Origin of the sequence: Stenotrophomonas sp. AB1(2024), assembly GCF_037482345.1 — a bacterium.
GTDB lineage: Bacteria > Pseudomonadota > Gammaproteobacteria > Xanthomonadales > Xanthomonadaceae > Stenotrophomonas.
On record NZ_JBBHKO020000001.1, the window covers coordinates 1,491,135 to 1,506,124 of the forward strand.

Annotated in this window: 14 protein-coding genes; 6 read left to right on the forward strand and 8 right to left on the reverse strand. The window is 68.0% G+C overall.

The window, feature by feature from the left end; genetic code table 11:
* Positions 1-106 precede the first annotated feature (106 nt).
* Positions 107-394, reverse strand: a complete 288-nt coding sequence (locus WIX41_RS07060; RefSeq protein WP_339446391.1) for a co-chaperone GroES — start codon at positions 392-394, stop codon at positions 107-109.
* Between the two features lie 345 nt (positions 395-739).
* On the opposite strand from WIX41_RS07060, the gene WIX41_RS07065 reads away from it, so the two are divergent.
* The 4 genes from WIX41_RS07065 to WIX41_RS07080 all read left to right on the forward strand — a co-directional run bounded on the left by WIX41_RS07065 (position 740) and on the right by WIX41_RS07080 (position 5,929).
* On the forward strand, positions 740-2,524 hold the full coding sequence (locus WIX41_RS07065; RefSeq protein ID WP_339446392.1) for an endonuclease: 1,785 nt from the start codon (positions 740-742) through the stop codon (positions 2,522-2,524).
* 116 nt (positions 2,525-2,640) lie between these two features.
* Positions 2,641-2,979 (forward strand): divalent-cation tolerance protein CutA, encoded by a 339-nt coding sequence (gene cutA, locus WIX41_RS07070; RefSeq protein ID WP_339446393.1) that lies wholly within the window; start codon positions 2,641-2,643, stop codon positions 2,977-2,979.
* A complete protein-coding gene (locus WIX41_RS07075) occupies positions 2,979-5,348 on the forward strand; it encodes a protein-disulfide reductase DsbD domain-containing protein (protein ID WP_339446394.1) in 2,370 nt (789 codons plus the stop codon). The genes cutA and WIX41_RS07075 overlap by 1 nt, the downstream gene beginning before the upstream one ends.
* A 26-nt stretch (positions 5,349-5,374) precedes the next feature.
* Positions 5,375-5,929 carry a TlpA family protein disulfide reductase gene (locus WIX41_RS07080; protein WP_339449431.1) on the forward strand — a complete coding sequence of 185 codons (555 nt, stop codon included), beginning with the start codon at positions 5,375-5,377 and terminating at the stop codon, positions 5,927-5,929.
* A gap of 50 nt (positions 5,930-5,979) precedes the next feature.
* Here the strand turns inward: WIX41_RS07080 and WIX41_RS07085 are convergent, their stop codons facing one another.
* The 7 genes from WIX41_RS07085 to WIX41_RS07115 form a co-directional block, all read right to left on the reverse strand.
* Positions 5,980-8,514 (reverse strand): methyl-accepting chemotaxis protein, encoded by a 2,535-nt coding sequence (locus WIX41_RS07085; protein WP_339446395.1) that lies wholly within the window; start codon positions 8,512-8,514, stop codon positions 5,980-5,982.
* Positions 8,515-8,609: 95 nt separating this feature from the next.
* Complete coding sequence (locus WIX41_RS07090; RefSeq protein WP_339446396.1) at positions 8,610-9,443, reverse strand: SDR family oxidoreductase; 834 nt, start codon at positions 9,441-9,443, stop codon at positions 8,610-8,612.
* Positions 9,444-9,462: 19 nt separating this feature from the next.
* Positions 9,463-10,470 carry a bestrophin family protein gene (locus WIX41_RS07095; RefSeq protein ID WP_339446397.1) on the reverse strand — a complete coding sequence of 336 codons (1,008 nt, stop codon included), beginning with the start codon at positions 10,468-10,470 and terminating at the stop codon, positions 9,463-9,465.
* Positions 10,471-10,502: 32 nt separating this feature from the next.
* Positions 10,503-11,009 carry an Ohr family peroxiredoxin gene (locus WIX41_RS07100; protein ID WP_339446398.1) on the reverse strand — a complete coding sequence of 169 codons (507 nt, stop codon included), beginning with the start codon at positions 11,007-11,009 and terminating at the stop codon, positions 10,503-10,505.
* A 31-nt stretch (positions 11,010-11,040) separates the two neighbouring features.
* Complete coding sequence (locus WIX41_RS07105; RefSeq protein WP_339446399.1) at positions 11,041-11,796, reverse strand: SDR family oxidoreductase; 756 nt, start codon at positions 11,794-11,796, stop codon at positions 11,041-11,043.
* Between the two features lie 128 nt (positions 11,797-11,924).
* Entirely contained in the window at positions 11,925-12,959 is a 1,035-nt protein-coding gene (locus tag WIX41_RS07110) for a LysR family transcriptional regulator (RefSeq protein ID WP_339446400.1), read from the reverse strand.
* Entirely contained in the window at positions 12,950-13,213 is a 264-nt protein-coding gene (locus WIX41_RS07115; RefSeq protein ID WP_339446401.1) for an RNA polymerase sigma factor, read from the reverse strand. Before WIX41_RS07115 ends, WIX41_RS07110 begins: the two co-directional genes overlap by 10 nt.
* A 241-nt stretch (positions 13,214-13,454) precedes the next feature.
* On the opposite strand from WIX41_RS07115, the gene WIX41_RS07120 reads away from it, so the two are divergent.
* Both WIX41_RS07120 and WIX41_RS07125 read left to right on the forward strand, forming a co-directional pair.
* Positions 13,455-14,342, forward strand: a complete 888-nt coding sequence (locus WIX41_RS07120; protein ID WP_339446402.1) for an RNA polymerase sigma-70 factor — start codon at positions 13,455-13,457, stop codon at positions 14,340-14,342.
* Complete coding sequence (locus tag WIX41_RS07125) at positions 14,342-14,944, forward strand: DNA-3-methyladenine glycosylase (RefSeq protein WP_339446403.1); 603 nt, start codon at positions 14,342-14,344, stop codon at positions 14,942-14,944. The genes WIX41_RS07120 and WIX41_RS07125 overlap by 1 nt, the downstream gene beginning before the upstream one ends.
* Positions 14,945-14,990: the final 46 nt, after the last annotated feature.

The following is a 14,990-nucleotide window of genomic DNA, read 5'->3' on the forward strand; positions in this document are numbered from 1 at the left end:
ACCTTTTTGTGTGATGGCCGGGGCTTGCCCGGCGACATTGATCTGGGCAGCGGGGCAGAGCCCCGCTCTACGGGTCAGCAGCGGGGCAACGCCCCGCGAGGCGGAATCAGCCGATGACGGCGAGGATGTCGTCTTCGCGCAGGACCTTGTATTCCACGCCTTCGCTCTTGTAGGTGCTGCCGGCGTACTGGCCGTAGATCACCTTGTCACCGACCTTGACCGACGGCGCGCGCACGCTGCCGTTGTCCAGCGGCTTGCCCGGGCCCACGGCCACGACTTCACCCTTGGTCGACTTTTCCTTGGCCGAGTCCGGGATCACGATACCGCCGGCGGAGACTTCGTCGGCTTCGATCGGCTTGACCACAACGCGGTCGTGAAGCGGCTTGATGTTCATGCGTGCCTCTTAAGTTGTTGATTGATTTGAAAAAGTCCGACGATCTTAGCACTCACCCCAGGTGACTGCCAGCACCGCTCGTGAAAAAACCCGCCAGTGCGGGACAGGGCAGAGATGGTGCTGGTCCGGGGGCTTTCAAGGGGCCGGCAGGAAAATTTCCCCCACGATCCGGCGCGTCCCTGTCCCCGCGTACCCACCCACGGTGGGTACCTACCCGTCGGGGAAATCGGGGCACCAATTATTGATGCACGTCTCAATGCGGAGTGCCGAATGCGACATATCGATAGATATGTCATATGGATTAGCTAGATTCGGTCGGCAAAACCCAATCACAAGGAGACGTAGATGAGGTTGCTCACACCGCTGTCCCTGGGGTGCCTGTTGGCGCTGGCCGCTGGAACCGCCCAGGCGGACGTATTCATCAATGAACTGCACTATGACGACAGCACCCCGGCCGGGGATGTCGGCGAAGCCATCGAAGTGGTCGCCACCGGCGGCGAGGACCTCAGCAGCTACCGGTTGTACCTGTACAACGGCAGTACCCCGTCGGCGGCCACGGTCTATGCCAACAACCCGGTGCCAGCCGGCACGGCCGCCAGCTGCGGCAAGGCCAGCGTCGCCACGGTCACCTACCCCACCAACGGCCTGCAGAACGGTGCCAACGACGGCATCGCGCTGGTGGACGCCACCGGCAAGGTGGTCCAGTTCATCAGTTACGAAGGCACCATGACCGCTTCGGGCGGTCCGGCCGCCGGGCTGACCAGCCAGAACATCCCGGTCAGCGAGAGCAACAGCACCGCGCCGGGCACCTCGCTGCAGCTCACCGGCAGCGGCAGCCAGTACGCCCACTTCACCTGGGCAGAGTCGGCCGCGCAGACCTTCGGCGCCTGCAACAACGGCCAGACCTTCAGCGGCGGTGGCAGCACCGGTCCCAACACCCCGCCTTCGGTCAGCACCACCACCCCTGAGCAGGGCGCGACCAGCTTCCCGGCCGCCGCCGACCTCACCGTGACCTTCAGTGAAAGCGTCACCGTCACCGCCGGTGCGTTCACTCTCAGCTGCGGCCAGTCCGGCACGGTGCCGCTGACCCATGCCAGCAGCGGCACCCGCTTCACCCTGTCCACCAACACCGCGCTGGTGGCCGGCGAAGCCTGCCGCTTCGACATCCGCGCCACGCGCATCAAGGACGCGCAGGGCGCACGCCCGGCCGCCGATACCCGCATCGCCTTCACCGTGGCCAGCGGCGGCACCGATCCGGGCCCCGATCCGGATCCGGGCAGCTACTACTCGAAGGTCAATACCTCCAGCCCCAGCCAGCTGCGCTGCTCGCTGCACGCCACCATCAAGGGCCACACCTCCTACCCGTACAGCGGCTCGGGCACCAGCACCTGGACCATCCTGGAAATCGCCGATGAGGACCCCAGCAACAGCGGTCGGATCCTGGACGCCTACCGCAACCGCAGCTACACCAAGGTCAGCGACCGGGCGGGCACCGGCAGCGGCCTGACCTACAACCGCGAGCACACCTGGCCCAACTCGCTGGGCTTTGCCAGCACCACCGGCGACAAGGGCCTGCCGTATGCGCCCTATACCGATACCCACATGCTGTACCTGACCGATGCGCAGTGGAACGCGGACCGCGGCAACAAGCCATTCGCCAAGTGCGACAGCAACTGCGGCGAGCGCGCCACCGAGGCCAACAACGGCACCGGCGGCGGCACCGGCGGCTACCCGGGCAACTCCAACTGGGTGCGTAGCCCGGACGGCAACGCCGGCACCTTCGAGGTGTGGGGCCACCGCAAGGGCGATATGGCCCGCGCGGTGATGTACATGGCCATCCGTTATGAGGGCGGCAAGGACGCGGCCACCGGCCAGTCCGAGCCGGACCTGGAGCTGACCGACGACCGCAGCAGAATCGTCAAGACCTCGGCCTCGCCAGCGTACATGGGCCTGCTCTCGACCCTGATCGACTGGCACCTGTCCGACCCGCCGGATGCGGCCGAACGGGCCCGCAATGAAGTGATCTACAGCTTCCAGGGCAACCGCAACCCGTTCATCGACCACCCGGAGTGGGGCACCCCTGCCCTGTTCACGTCGGCGCAGCCGGCTACCTGCGAATTGGCTGAGTGAGGCATCCCGGGGTTGCCGGCCAGCGCCGGCGCCCCGGAAGGGTCTGGAGGAGAGCCCCCTGAGTCAGGGGGCGGCAGCGCGTATGCGATGGCGCGTACCCATTACAATCGGGGGTCATGTCGACCCCCGATCCCGTATTCATTCTTCTGACCACCTGCCCCGATGCGGCCACCGCCGCGCGGCTGGCGCAGGCGCTGGTGGAAGAACGCCTGGCCGCCTGCGTCACCCGGCTGGACGGGGCGCACTCGACCTACCGCTGGCACGGCGAGGTCACCGAGGACCATGAGATCCAACTGCTGATCAAGACCACCAGCAGCCGCCTGGAGGCGGCCATCGCGCGCGTGCAGGTACTGCACCCGTATGAACTTCCCGAGTGCATCGCGGTCGAAACCCGCGCCGGCCTGCCGGCGTATCTGGATTGGATTCGGGCACAGACCCGAGAGGAAACTGATTGATGACGCTGTTTCGTCGTATTGCCGCGCTGTGTGCGCTGTTCGTGGTGTCCCTGCCGGCGCTGGCCGTCAGCGAAAAGGACCTGCTGCCGGTGGATGAAGCCTTCGGGCTGAGCGCACAGGCGCGCGACCGCGACCACATCGAGGTGAGCTGGAAGATCGCGCCCGGCTATTACCTCTACCGGCACCGCACCACGGTCAAGAGCGACGCCGGCTTCACTGCCGAAGCGCTGCAGATGCCCGCCGGAAAGAAGCACCACGACGACTTCTTCGGCGAGGTGGAAACCTACCGCGAGCGGCTGACCGCAGTACTGCCCGGCAAGGCGGCCGACGGTACCGATACGGTCACGCTCGAAGTGCGTTACCAGGGCTGCGCCGATGCCGGCGTGTGCTACCCGCCACAGAAGCGCAGCGTGCAGGTCAAGCTGCCGGGCGGCAGCGCGCGCACCGACAGCGCCGTGGCCCCGGCCTTCGGCGGCGCCGCGGCGTCGCCCTTCAACAACCCGCTGGCCGGGAGTGACGCCGGCGGCGGTCTGCGCCTGCCCGGCGCGGCCAACATCCCGTCGCTGCCGCTGCCGTCCGAACGCGCATTCGGCTTCGAAGCCATCGTCGGCGATGGCAATACCGTGCTGCTGCGCTTCAGCCCCGCACCGGGCTACTACCTGTACCGCGACCGCACGTCGCTGAAGCTGGAGGGCGCCCCCGGCATCCGCGCGGACAAGCCGCTGTGGCCGGCCGCCAAGTCGCACCGCGACGAACACTTCGGCGATGTGTCGGTGTACTTCGACCAGGTGGATGTAAAGCTGCCGCTGCGCCGCAGCGTTGCCGATGCGGCCGAAGCCACCCTGGTGATCACCTTCCAGGGCTGCCAGACCGATGGCATCTGCTACCCGCCGATGACCCGGCGGGTGCAGCTGGCGCTGCCGGCCGGCAAGATCAACGCCAGCGCCGATGAACAGGCGCCCCGCAGCGAAGTGATTGTGCCGCTGGCAACCCGCGACAAGCGCGCGCAGGCGCGCGAGGCCACCGGCATTGCCACCCAGCCGATGCTGATCCGCCCGAACGAACCGGCCTTGGACACAGCTGCTGCGGGCACGCCCGACGCCAGCGCCGACAACGCGCAGCGTACCCGTCCGCCGGGCAACACCGGCAGTGCAACGCCCATCACCCTCATCACCGCATTGCTGTTGGCCCTGGCCGGTGGCCTGATCCTCAACCTGATGCCATGCGTGCTGCCGATCCTGTCGCTGAAGGTGCTGGGCGTGGCACAGAGCGGCGAAAGCCGCCAGCGCGCGCGCAGCCATGCGCTCTGGTACACGGCCGGCGTGCTGGTGGCGTTCGCCACGATCGGCGCGCTGGTGCTGGCGCTGCGTGCCGCCGGCCAGGCAGCAGGCTGGGGCTTCCAGCTGCAGCACCCGTGGTTCATTGCCGCGCTGGTCTACCTGATGTTCACCGTGGGCCTGAGTCTGTCCGGGGTGTTCACCCTGGGTGGCAGCCTGGGCGGCGTGGGCCAGTCGCTGGCCTCGCGCAGCGGTCCCATGGGCGATTTCTTCACCGGCGTGCTGGCCTGCGTGGTGGCCAGCCCGTGCGTGGCACCGTTCATGGGCGCGCCGCTGGCCTATGCGTTCACCGCACCGGCCGTACCGGCGATGCTGGTATTCCTGGTGCTGGGCCTGGGCCTGGCGCTGCCGTTCCTGCTGATCGGCTTCGTGCCCTCGCTGGCCAAGCGCCTGCCGCGCCCGGGCGCATGGATGGAAACCCTGAAGCAGGTGCTGGCCTTCCCGATGTATGCCACCGCGCTGTGGCTGCTGTGGGTGCTGGGCAAGCAGCGCGGCGTGGATGCGATGGCGCTGGTGCTGGCCGGGCTGGTGGTGCTGGGCCTGGCGCTGTGGTGGTTCGAACGCAGCCGCTGGCGCAGCCACCGGGTCGGCGCCGCGCTGGCGCTGGTGCTGCTGCTGGGCGCCCTGGTGCCGGTGTGGGGCGTGACCCGCATCGACGCACCGGCCAAGGCCGCGCTGGCCGCCGCCGACAACGTGGTGGCCTATTCGCCGCAGATGCTCGACCGGCTGCGCCAGGACAACCGCGTGGTGTTCGTCAACATGACCGCCGACTGGTGCGTGACCTGCAAGGCCAATGAACGCACGGTACTGGGCACCCACGGCTTCGAAGAAACCCTGCGCCGCACCAACGCGGTATACATGCGCGGCGATTACACCAACGTGGATCCGGAAATCACCGCGTTCCTGGATGAGCACAAGGCGGTCGGCGTGCCGCTGTACGTGGTGTATGGCCCCGGCGCCCCGCCGACCGTGCTGCCCACCGTACTGACCCAGGCGTTGGTCGAAGAAGCGCTGCTGCGCACCGCGCGATGAGCACGCCGCCGCCCCGCACATCGTTGATGGCGGTGGCGGCGGTTGCCGCAGTGCTGGGATTGGGGACGGGCGTGTACTACGTCGCGCGTACGCCACAGGAAACACGGTTCCCCGCCGTCGATCGTTCTGCGGCCCTACCCGCCAAACCGGGCGATGCGATGCCGGCGATCGTCCTGCCGGACGTGGATGGCACCCCGGTGGACTTCGCCGCCTTCCGTGGCCGCCCGCTGCTGATCAACGTGTGGGCCAGCTGGTGCGGCCCGTGCGTGGAAGAGATGCCGATGCTGGCTGCGTTCGCCGCTGCGCAGCCGCCTGATGGCGTGCGGGTGGTGGGGCTGGCCATCGATACGCCGGACGGCGTACGCGACTTCCTTGATCGCGTGCCGGTGAAGTATCCGATCGTGATCGAACAGCCTGCGCCAGATGACGCCAGCGTGCGGTTGGGTAACGCGCAGGGGTTGTTGCCGTACACGGTGCTCGTGGATGCGGACGGGAAGATCATCAAACAGAAGCTGGGGCCGTTCGCTGACGGAGAAATCGAACGGTGGTTGGGTAGTCAGGCGAAGAACCGTCGCAGGTAACCCGGGGCCGGCGCTCTGCCGGGCCCGTGGACGCCGCAATCACGACCTCCTCACGCAACGACGGGACGGCGTACCGGGCCTAACATGTTGGACGGCGCCAGCACGAAGGCCGCAACCGCCTCGGACAACAGTGCAGCCTGGCGCTGCATTGCCTGCGCGGACGCCGAGGCCTGCTCCATCATCGCCGCGCTCTGCTGCGTGCTGCCGTCCATCTGCAGCAGGGTCGCACCCACCTGCTCGATGCCCACGCTCTGCTGCTGCGAAGCTGCGGAAATGCTGGCGGTGATTGCGGTGACCTGTTCGACGCTGCCGACGATGCAGCGCATGGTGGCACCGGCCTCGTCCACCTGGCGGGTGCCGGCACTGACCTTCTCCACCGACGCCTCGATCAGCTGCTTGATCTCGCGCGCGGCGTCTGCACTGCGCTGGGCCAGCAGGCGTACTTCGCCCGCCACCACCGCGAAACTGCGCCCCTTCTCGCCGGCCCGCGCCGCTTCCACCGCCGCGTTGAGCGCAAGGATGTTGGTCTGGAACGCGATGCCATCGATTACCCCGGTGATGTCGCCGATGTGTCGCGACGAAGCGGCGATGTCGTGCATCGTGGCCACCACTTGCGCCACCGCGTCAACGCCCTGCCCCGCAATGGCGGCGGCGTCGACGGCCAGCTGGTTGGCCTGCCGCGCAGACTCCGCATTTTCGCGCACGGTGGCGGTGAGCTCTTCCATGGAGGACGCGGTTTCCTCCAAGTGTGCCGCCTGGCGTTCAGTGCGTTCGGCCAGGTCGCGGTTGCCCGTCACGATCTCGCCCGCCGCGCCATTGATGGTCGCAGTGGCCTGTTGGATCCGTGCCACGATGTTGGTCAGCTGCCCTACGCTGGCATTGGCGTCGTCACGCATCTGCGCGAACACGCCCTGGTACTCGCCCTGCATGCGCATGCTCAGGTCGCCGTGAGCCAAGCCGGACAGCAACGACTGCAGCCCGGCAAGATTGCCCTGGAAGGTATCCAGCAGGCGGTTGATGCTGACCGCCAGGGTCAGCACGAACCCCTGTTTGTCATTCACGGCAACGCGGGCATCCAACTGTCCCTGCGCAGCGGCGTCCACCAACGCGGCCACTTCGGTTTCCACCGTAGTTTCCAGCGCGCGGCTGCGCCATTCCACCGCCGCGCCCAGGAGCTGGTCGTGGTCGAGGATCGGGCTGAGTGCCAGCTGGTAACGGATCCCGCCCTGCTCGATCTCGTGGGTACTGCCGTGGCCGCGCTGCAGCTGCGCCACCGCGCTGTCAAACACCGGGTGCAGCATCTGCACCGGCTGGCCACGCCAATGCTCCGGCGTGCAGGCCAGTGCCTGGCACAGAGCATGGTTGAGGAAGCCGATGCGGCCGTCCGGGTCCAGCACCATCAACCCGGTCTGCGCACTGTCCAGCGCTTGGCGGGCGCGCGTGTTGTCGCGCGCGGCAGCCCGTTCAGCTTCGATCCGACTGCGCAGGCGGCCCTGCATGTGCTGCAGCCGTTGTGCAAGTCGACCGAACTCGTCATGTGGGTTGTGCACCGTGAGGGTCGTGTCCAGCCGGTCGTCGGCAATGTCCTCGGCGAAGCGCAGGGTGTCGGCGATCGGGCGCTGCACGGCCTGCAGGGTAAGCAGCAGGGTCGCGATGAGCAGCGCGGCCACCAGCAACAGCGTGAGTGCGAACAGCGCGGTCATTGCCCGCGCCCGGTGTTGCTGCCGCTCGCGCGCCGCCTCCAGCGATGCCGCTTGGGCACGTTGGACCTGGACCAGGCTGGGTTCGATCTGCGTGGCGGTGTCGGCCAGCGACTGCGCCTCGACATCCAGGCCGACCCGTGCCGCGGTGTAGCCCAGCAGCGCCGCCTGATAAGCATCCATCGCCGCGCGCAGCGCGTCCTGGGAGGTGGCTGCCAAGCCAGGCGCGGCCACGGCCAGCTCGAACGACAGTTTGGCCTCGCTGGCACGGTCGGCATGGCTGGAATCGCCGGTAAGCAACAACAGCGCCTCCTGCCGGCGGATCGCCTGCCACTGCGCGTCCAGCACGGGGCGCTGGATGCCGGCAAGCTCGGCTTCCATGGCGTTGGCCGCGGCCTCCAGTTGCGCGCGCAGTCCGGCATCGCCGTGCCCCATTTCATCCACGCGTGCATTGAGCGCGGTGATGCCGTCGGCGAACTCGCCGATGCGCGTGGCCAGATCCTGCAGCTCCCTGGCGTTGCCGTTCTTCGTGGCCGCAGCGTGCTGCAGCGCCACCAGCGACGCCTGCAAGCGCTGCCGAGCCTGCTGAAGGGAGGAGCGGTCGGCATCGTCGAAACTGGTGGCGTAGCGGGTCTGCAGGCGGCGGGCATCGGCCACCTGTGCGTTCAGCGCCGCCATCAAACTGGTTGCCTGCTCGTGCGCGGCGAAGGTATCAGCGGCGCGCTCGCTGTTGTACCGTGTCCATGCGTACACGATGGCCACCACCAGCAGTCCCGTGGCGCAGGCCAGCAGACTGATTTTCAGCTTGCGCGCCACGCTGAGCTGGCGCAGGGGTTGAGCCCGGCGGGCGAGGGACAGCAGCACACGGCGGGGGACGGCCGACATGACGTACTCCAGGCGGAAGGACGCATCGGTATCGGCCGCGACTCCCTGGACTTTAGGGCTGGATCAACCTGCCTCCAGCCCGGCCCGCGCAGTGCCTACGTTGTAACTGGCGTTGAAGACCGCACGATGACGGCCGGCGCTGCCGGCAACGGATTGGGGAGGTGAACGTGCGGCAGGGTGCCGGGTACGTGGCTGGCCAGCCAATCGATGAAGCGTGTGGTGCCCAGCGCCGCGCCCGGTTCGGCGGTGAGCGTGGCGTCCTTCAGCAGCGCACCGTAGTAGCGTGCCTGTGGATCGGCCACCACCGGACGTTGGTCCTGGTTGAAGTACATCACCCACTCCACCAGCTCGAAGAGTCGATGGCGTTCTGGCCCGGCGATCTGCACCATGTGGCCCGCTGGCGGCGCCGTTGCCACCTGCGCGACCAGCAGGGCGAGATCGTCAGCGGCCACCGGCTGCACCTTCGCGGGCGACAGGTGCAGCACATCGCGCCCCGCAACGGGCGGCACCAGCTGGGCCATGAATTCGAAGCACTGGGTGGCACGCACCAGCGTGGCCGGGATGCGCGCCTGCCGCGCCAGCGCTTCCTGCACGGCCTTGGCCCGGAAGTAGGCGCTGTCCTGCAGGTAGGGGGTGCCCACCACCGACAGGCCTACATAGTGCGCCACGCCGGCGCGTTCGCAGGCCGCAAGCAGCTGGGTGGTGGCGCGCTGGAAATACGCGGTGACATCCGGGTCTTCGAAGGTCGGTGCATTGCCTGAATCCACCACGACCTCCGCCCCGTCCAGCACTTCATCCAGCCCATGCCCACTGACCACATCCACGCCGCTGCGCCGTGATGCGGGCAGTACGTTGTGGCCCTGCGCCAGCAGGCGTTCCACCACCCGGCTGCCGATCAGCCCGTGACCACCGATGACGACCATCTTCATGTGCGTGCTCCGCTGCGGGTTACATCACGATGGGGCTGGCCGGCGCCTGCGGCGCCGGTACGTCGCGCTCATCCAGCAGCTGGCGCAGGTCCAGCTCGATGGACGTGCACAGCTGCGAGATCGGAATGTCGTTGGCGCCGCCCTCGAACGGATTGGCGCTGCTCTCGCCGACCTGGTCCAGCGCCGCGTACATCCACGACACCAGCACGCTGAGTGGAATGGCCAGCCACACCATCTGCCCGGCCATCACCCCGGTCACGCTGTCGTTCATCGGCGCCAGCAGGTCGATCATGCCCAGCGGAAGCAGCAGGCACAGGATGCGTACGAAGATCACGTTGATCACCGCGTACTGGCGCGGGTATGGGTAGTTCTTGATCCGTTCGCTGCGTGCCTGCTGGTCGTGCAGGTCGCGCAGCACACGCTGCAGTTCGGCGAAACCGGCCTGCGGAATCTGCCCGGCATCGAGCAGCCCGCGCAGCGATGCGCCCTGCAGCGACAGTACCTCGGTGGCCTTGCCGCCCGCACCCAGGATGCGCGAACGTTCTTCGGGGGTGACGTACTTGATCAACTCGGCATCCAGCGTCCGCACCTTTTCCGGCACGTCGTAGCGTTTGCGGTATTCGACGTTGGGCGCCAGCTGCACCGTCTCCCAGGGCTTGGGTTCGCGCATCTGGTAACGCAGCGCGGTCAGCCACGCCAGGTGCCGGTAGACCAGCCTGCGGGTGTGTTCTGGATGGTCCACGTAATCGCGGCTCATCGTGCCCCACAGGCGGCTGGCGGCGGTGATGGAGGCCCACACCTGCTGCGCCTCCCACAGCCGGTTGTAGGTCTGGGTGTTCTTGAAGCCGGCGATCAGCGCCACGCTGGTGCCAAGCATGAAGATCACGTTCCACGGCACCGCCAACCAGTGCAGGCCACCGAGCTGGTACAGCGCCACCAGCACGACATCCAGCAGGATCAGCAGGTACAGCGGGCGACGCGTCCACAGCAGGAACTCGGTGAAGGTGTATGAGCGGCCGGCGTGCATGATCGTTGTCTCCAGCGTTGGGAAAGCGCCCCTCAGGGCGCTGCGGTGGGCACCACGCTGACCACGTGGGTGATGCCGTTGCGGAACATCTTTGCGTAGGGGCAGACGCGCTCGGTGTTGCGCACCAGTTCTGCGGCCACGCCCGCCTCCAGCCCCGGCAGGTACGCTTCCACTTCCGCCGACAGCAGGTACAAGCCATCGATGGGATCGCGCGAGAACGTCACCGCCACCTCGATGCAGGCATCCACCAGTACCAGCCCGGCGCGGCTGGCCAGCAGATTCATCGCGCCGTGGAAGCAGGCCGCGTAGCCGGCAGCCAGCAGCTGTTCGGGGTTGCTGCCACCGCCAGGCCCGCCCAGCGCGGGTGGCAGGCGCAGATCGAGCGCCAGCGCTCCATCGTCGGAGACCACCACGCCCGAGGCGCGCCCGTGACCGGTCGCGCCGCCACTCACCCGCACCCGCCCGGTGTAGAGCGGGCGCACCTCATCGCCATGGTATTTGTCGAGAACGGCCGGCGATGGCGGCTTCAGGTCGGACATGGCAGATCCACACAGCGGGGCGGAAGGAACATCAGTTGGCGTGCACAAGCCCGGACTGCTGCAGCCAGCTGTCGAAGCCCTGCCGGCCCAGCCACGCCTGGCCGACCGGCACCAGCGTGTCGTCCTGCAGCTGCGCACCGAAGTACGGCGCCTGCGCGTCGCCCACTACCCGGCGCGGGTCCTGGGTGCGGTCCAGGAAGCGTTGGGCCAGTTGATCCATCGGTGCGCGCTCGGGGCCGGCGATTTCCACCACGCCGTTGACGGCAGGCTGCAGCGCCACGCGCACCACGGCGTCGGCCACATCGTCGGCCGAGATCGGCTGCACCAGTGCGGTGGGCAGGCGCAGCGATTCGCCGGCGGACTGGATGATGCCCGGCAGGAATTCGAAGAACTGGGTGGAATGGACGATGGTGTAGGCGGTGCCCGCTTCGCGGATCAGCTTTTCCTGCGCGATCTTGCCGCGGAAGTAGCCGCTGGCCGCCAGTTTGTCGGTACCTACTACGGAGAGGGCGACGTGATGGCCCACGCCCGCCTTGGCTTCGGCGGCCAGGATGTTGCGCCCGGCGGCCTGGAAGAAGGCCAGCACGGCCGCGTCTTCGAACGAGGGCGAGTTGGCCAGGTCGATGACCACGTCGGTCCCGACCATGGCCGCGTCCAGGCCCTCGCCACTGATGATGTCGATGCCGGTGGATGGCGCGGCGATGACGATGTCATGGCCGGCCGCGCGCAGGCGGTCGACGACCTTGCTGCCAATGCGGCCGGTGCCGCCGATGACCAGGATCTTCATGTTCAGGCTCCAAAGGTGGAAGGGGGAACCCCGATGGCCGGGGCATGTGACGATGCTAGGCAGGGCGCCTCGGCGGCAGTAGGTCCGCACGCGGACGCGCACTGTTGCCCGTCAGGCATCAATCGGGATCAACGCCATGCGCCGGCATCGATGTCGCGTGCCGACGCGCTGGCCTGCTGCACGCTTTCCCAATGGGTGACCACATCCAGGTCGAGCGCGCGCACTTCACTGGTGATGAAATCGATGAACGCGCGGATGCGCTTGGGCAGCTGGCGGCGGCTGAGGTAACACAGATAGTGCCCGCGGTCGTCGGCGGCGTACTGGTCCAGGCAGCTCACCGCCAGCCCGGCATCGAGCGCGGCGCGCACCTGGTAGTTCGGCAGCTGGGCCAGGCCCTGCCCCTGCAGTACCGCCTGCAGTGCCAGGTCGGCATCGTTGAAGACCAGCGCCGAGGCCGGCTCCACGCTCAACGGTCGCCCTTCCACGCGGAACTCCCACGGCTGCAGCCGTCCATTGGCCTGGCGCTGGCTGATGCAGGCATGCCCGGCCAGTTCACCCACCGTGGCCGGCAGGCCGTGCCGCGCCATGTAGTCCGGTGATGTGCAGACCAGCAGCTGCATGGGAATCAGGTGCTTGGCGATGACCTCGCTGTCTTCCAGCACGCCATCGCGGAAAGCCACATCGATACGGTCGGCGGCCAGGTCCAGCGGGCGCTCTTCCAGTTGCAGCTCGAGCGTGACCTCGGGAAAGTGGACGCGGAACGCCGACAGCAGCGGCGCGATCACCTTGCGCCCGAAGCCATGCGTGGCGCTCACCCGCAGATGTCCGCGTGGTGGCCCGTCGCGCAGGTCGCGCATCTCCTCCAGCGCCTGCAGGATGCGGTCCACACCCGGACGACAACCGTCATGAAACAGCTCGCCTTCGCGGGTGAGCGAGGTCGAGCGCGTGGTGCGCAGGAACAACCGCACGCCCAGTTGTCCTTCCAGCTTCTGCACGCTGCGGCTGACCGCCGAGCGGCCGATGCCGAGCCGGTCGGCCGCGCGCGAGAAGCTGCCTTCGTGGGCCACGGCAATGAACGCCATCACCCCGGCGTAGCTGGCCGAGAAGCCGGTGGTGAGCGGGTCGACACCGTCGTCTGCGGTGGCCGGATCAGTCAGGGACATGCGGGCGGCGCTCCAAGATGGCGCGCATGCGCGCGCAGGCAGGCATGGGCCGCTTCCAGCCGTTGCCTGCATTCAGCAGCAGGCAACCCCAGCAACGGCATGAGTTCCTCGATCGACGCACCGGCCACGTCATGCAGCAACAGCAGCAGGCGGGCGTCGGCGGGCAGGGCCTCCAGCGCAGACAGGAACGTGGTCCATACCTGGTCGGCGGGACGCGGCAGGCCTGCAGCATCAGGAGTGGATGAGGTGCTCATGCAAGGCAGACGGCCCAACGCGATGCGCTGTGACAGCCCCCGCCCACGGGATTGGTGCGTGGCGCTCAACACCGTGCGTCCGCGCTGCCGGCTACCGCCACGGCGGGCCGCCTCCTAGCCTGCAGCCTCGAATCCGCCCACGCCCAGGTGGGCTGCAGGACATTCCCAATGCGACAGCTTCTTTACGTAGCCCCGCTTACGGCACTGTCCACGCGGCCCGCGCTCATGTTGAATTGCCGCCATGGATACCTCCCTCGACCGTTTCACCCAACTGCGCCCCCGCGTACTTGGCGTGGCGTACCGCATGCTGGGCTCGATGGCCGAGGCGGAAGACGTTGCGCAGGACGTGTGGCTGCGCTGGAATGGCACCGACCGCGACGCCATCGAGAATGCCGAAGCGTGGCTGGTAGCCACCACCACCCGCATCGCGATCGACGAGCTGCGCATGGCCCGCCGCAGCCGCGAGCACTATGTGGGCATCTGGCTGCCGGAGCCGGTGCTGACCGACGACGCCAGCACGCCTGAACGCCTGCATGAGGCCGCCAGCGATCTCTCCGTCGCCTTCCTTGCGGTACTGGAACGGTTGGCACCCGAGGCGCGTGCCGCGTTCCTGCTGCACGATGTGTTCGACCGCGACTATCCCGAGATCGCCCGCATCCTCGACAAGAGCGAAGCGGCCTGCCGGCAGATCGTGCACCGCGCACGCACGCGCCTGCGCGAGGAACGTCCCCTGCACGCGGTACCGCACCGCACCCACCAGCAACTGCTGCAGGCGTTCACCAACGCGCTGGACAAGGGCGACCTGAAGGCGATGATGGCGCTGATGGACAACTCGGCCCAGCTGATCGGCGACGGCGGTGGCATCGTGAGCAGCTTCCCCAGGCCCATGCTCGGTGGCGCACGTATTGCCCAGCTGCTGTTCGCGCCCACCCTGCGGCGGCGCGCCGAGCTGCGCATGGTGCCAGCGCTCATCAATGGTCGAATGGGACTGCTGCGCTTCTTCGGCGACCACCTCGATTCGGCGATGTCGTTCGATACCGATGGCGAGCACATCACCCAGATCCTGGTGCAGCGCAACCCCAACAAGCTGGCGCGGATCCTGTCCGCACAACCGCTGGCACTGCGCTGATGCTCCTACCTCCTTCGCGCTGGCGTACGTTGCCGCGCAGCTTCTACCGTCGCCACCCCACCGAGGTCGCGCCGCAGCTGCTCAACAAGCTGCTGGTCCGCGACGATGGCCGGGCTGGCCGGATCGTTGAAGTGGAAGCCTATGCCGGCGACCAGGACCCGGCCGCGCATTCGTTCCGTGGCATGACCGCGCGCACTGCCAGCATGTTCGGCGAGTGCGGCCACCTCTACGTGTACTTCACCTACGGCATGCACTGGGGCAGCAACGTGGTCTGCGGCGAGGTCGGCCAGGGCTGGGGCGTGCTCCTGCGGGCGTTGGAACCGGTGCAGGGCCTGGCGCTGATCCGCCAAGCGCGACCGGCAATCCGCCGCGACCGCGAGCTGGCCAGCGGCCCTGGGCGCCTGTCGCAGGCAATGGGCATCACCAAGGCGCTCGACGGTGCGGACCTGGTCACGAACGATCAAGGCATCCGCATCGTGTCAGACGGCATGCCCCCACCGGACGATCCGGTGGCGGGACCCCGCATCGGCATCACCCGCGCCGTGGAGTTTCCGTGGCGCTGGCACGTGCGCGGGCATGCGCATGTATCCGACCGGCGGTAAATCTCACCGCGCCGATAGCGCGCGACCGTTGGTCGTGCGGTGCGCC

What these genes read in the sequence shown, in the direction of transcription:
- WIX41_RS07060 (WP_339446391.1), bottom strand. Translation starts at nt 394, where the DNA reads ATGAACATCAAGCCGCTTCACGACCGCGTTGTGGTCAAGCCGATCGAA.
- WIX41_RS07065 (WP_339446392.1), top strand. Translation starts at nt 740, where the DNA reads ATGAGGTTGCTCACACCGCTGTCCCTGGGGTGCCTGTTGGCGCTGGCC.
- cutA (WP_339446393.1), top strand. Translation starts at nt 2,641, where the DNA reads ATGTCGACCCCCGATCCCGTATTCATTCTTCTGACCACCTGCCCCGAT.
- WIX41_RS07075 (WP_339446394.1), top strand. Translation starts at nt 2,979, where the DNA reads ATGACGCTGTTTCGTCGTATTGCCGCGCTGTGTGCGCTGTTCGTGGTG.
- WIX41_RS07080 (WP_339449431.1), top strand. Translation starts at nt 5,375, where the DNA reads ATGGCGGTGGCGGCGGTTGCCGCAGTGCTGGGATTGGGGACGGGCGTG.
- WIX41_RS07085 (WP_339446395.1), bottom strand. Translation starts at nt 8,514, where the DNA reads ATGTCGGCCGTCCCCCGCCGTGTGCTGCTGTCCCTCGCCCGCCGGGCT.
- WIX41_RS07090 (WP_339446396.1), bottom strand. Translation starts at nt 9,443, where the DNA reads ATGAAGATGGTCGTCATCGGTGGTCACGGGCTGATCGGCAGCCGGGTG.
- WIX41_RS07095 (WP_339446397.1), bottom strand. Translation starts at nt 10,470, where the DNA reads ATGCACGCCGGCCGCTCATACACCTTCACCGAGTTCCTGCTGTGGACG.
- WIX41_RS07100 (WP_339446398.1), bottom strand. Translation starts at nt 11,009, where the DNA reads ATGTCCGACCTGAAGCCGCCATCGCCGGCCGTTCTCGACAAATACCAT.
- WIX41_RS07105 (WP_339446399.1), bottom strand. Translation starts at nt 11,796, where the DNA reads ATGAAGATCCTGGTCATCGGCGGCACCGGCCGCATTGGCAGCAAGGTC.
- WIX41_RS07110 (WP_339446400.1), bottom strand. Translation starts at nt 12,959, where the DNA reads ATGTCCCTGACTGATCCGGCCACCGCAGACGACGGTGTCGACCCGCTC.
- WIX41_RS07115 (WP_339446401.1), bottom strand. Translation starts at nt 13,213, where the DNA reads ATGAGCACCTCATCCACTCCTGATGCTGCAGGCCTGCCGCGTCCCGCC.
- WIX41_RS07120 (WP_339446402.1), top strand. Translation starts at nt 13,455, where the DNA reads ATGGATACCTCCCTCGACCGTTTCACCCAACTGCGCCCCCGCGTACTT.
- WIX41_RS07125 (WP_339446403.1), top strand. Translation starts at nt 14,342, where the DNA reads ATGCTCCTACCTCCTTCGCGCTGGCGTACGTTGCCGCGCAGCTTCTAC.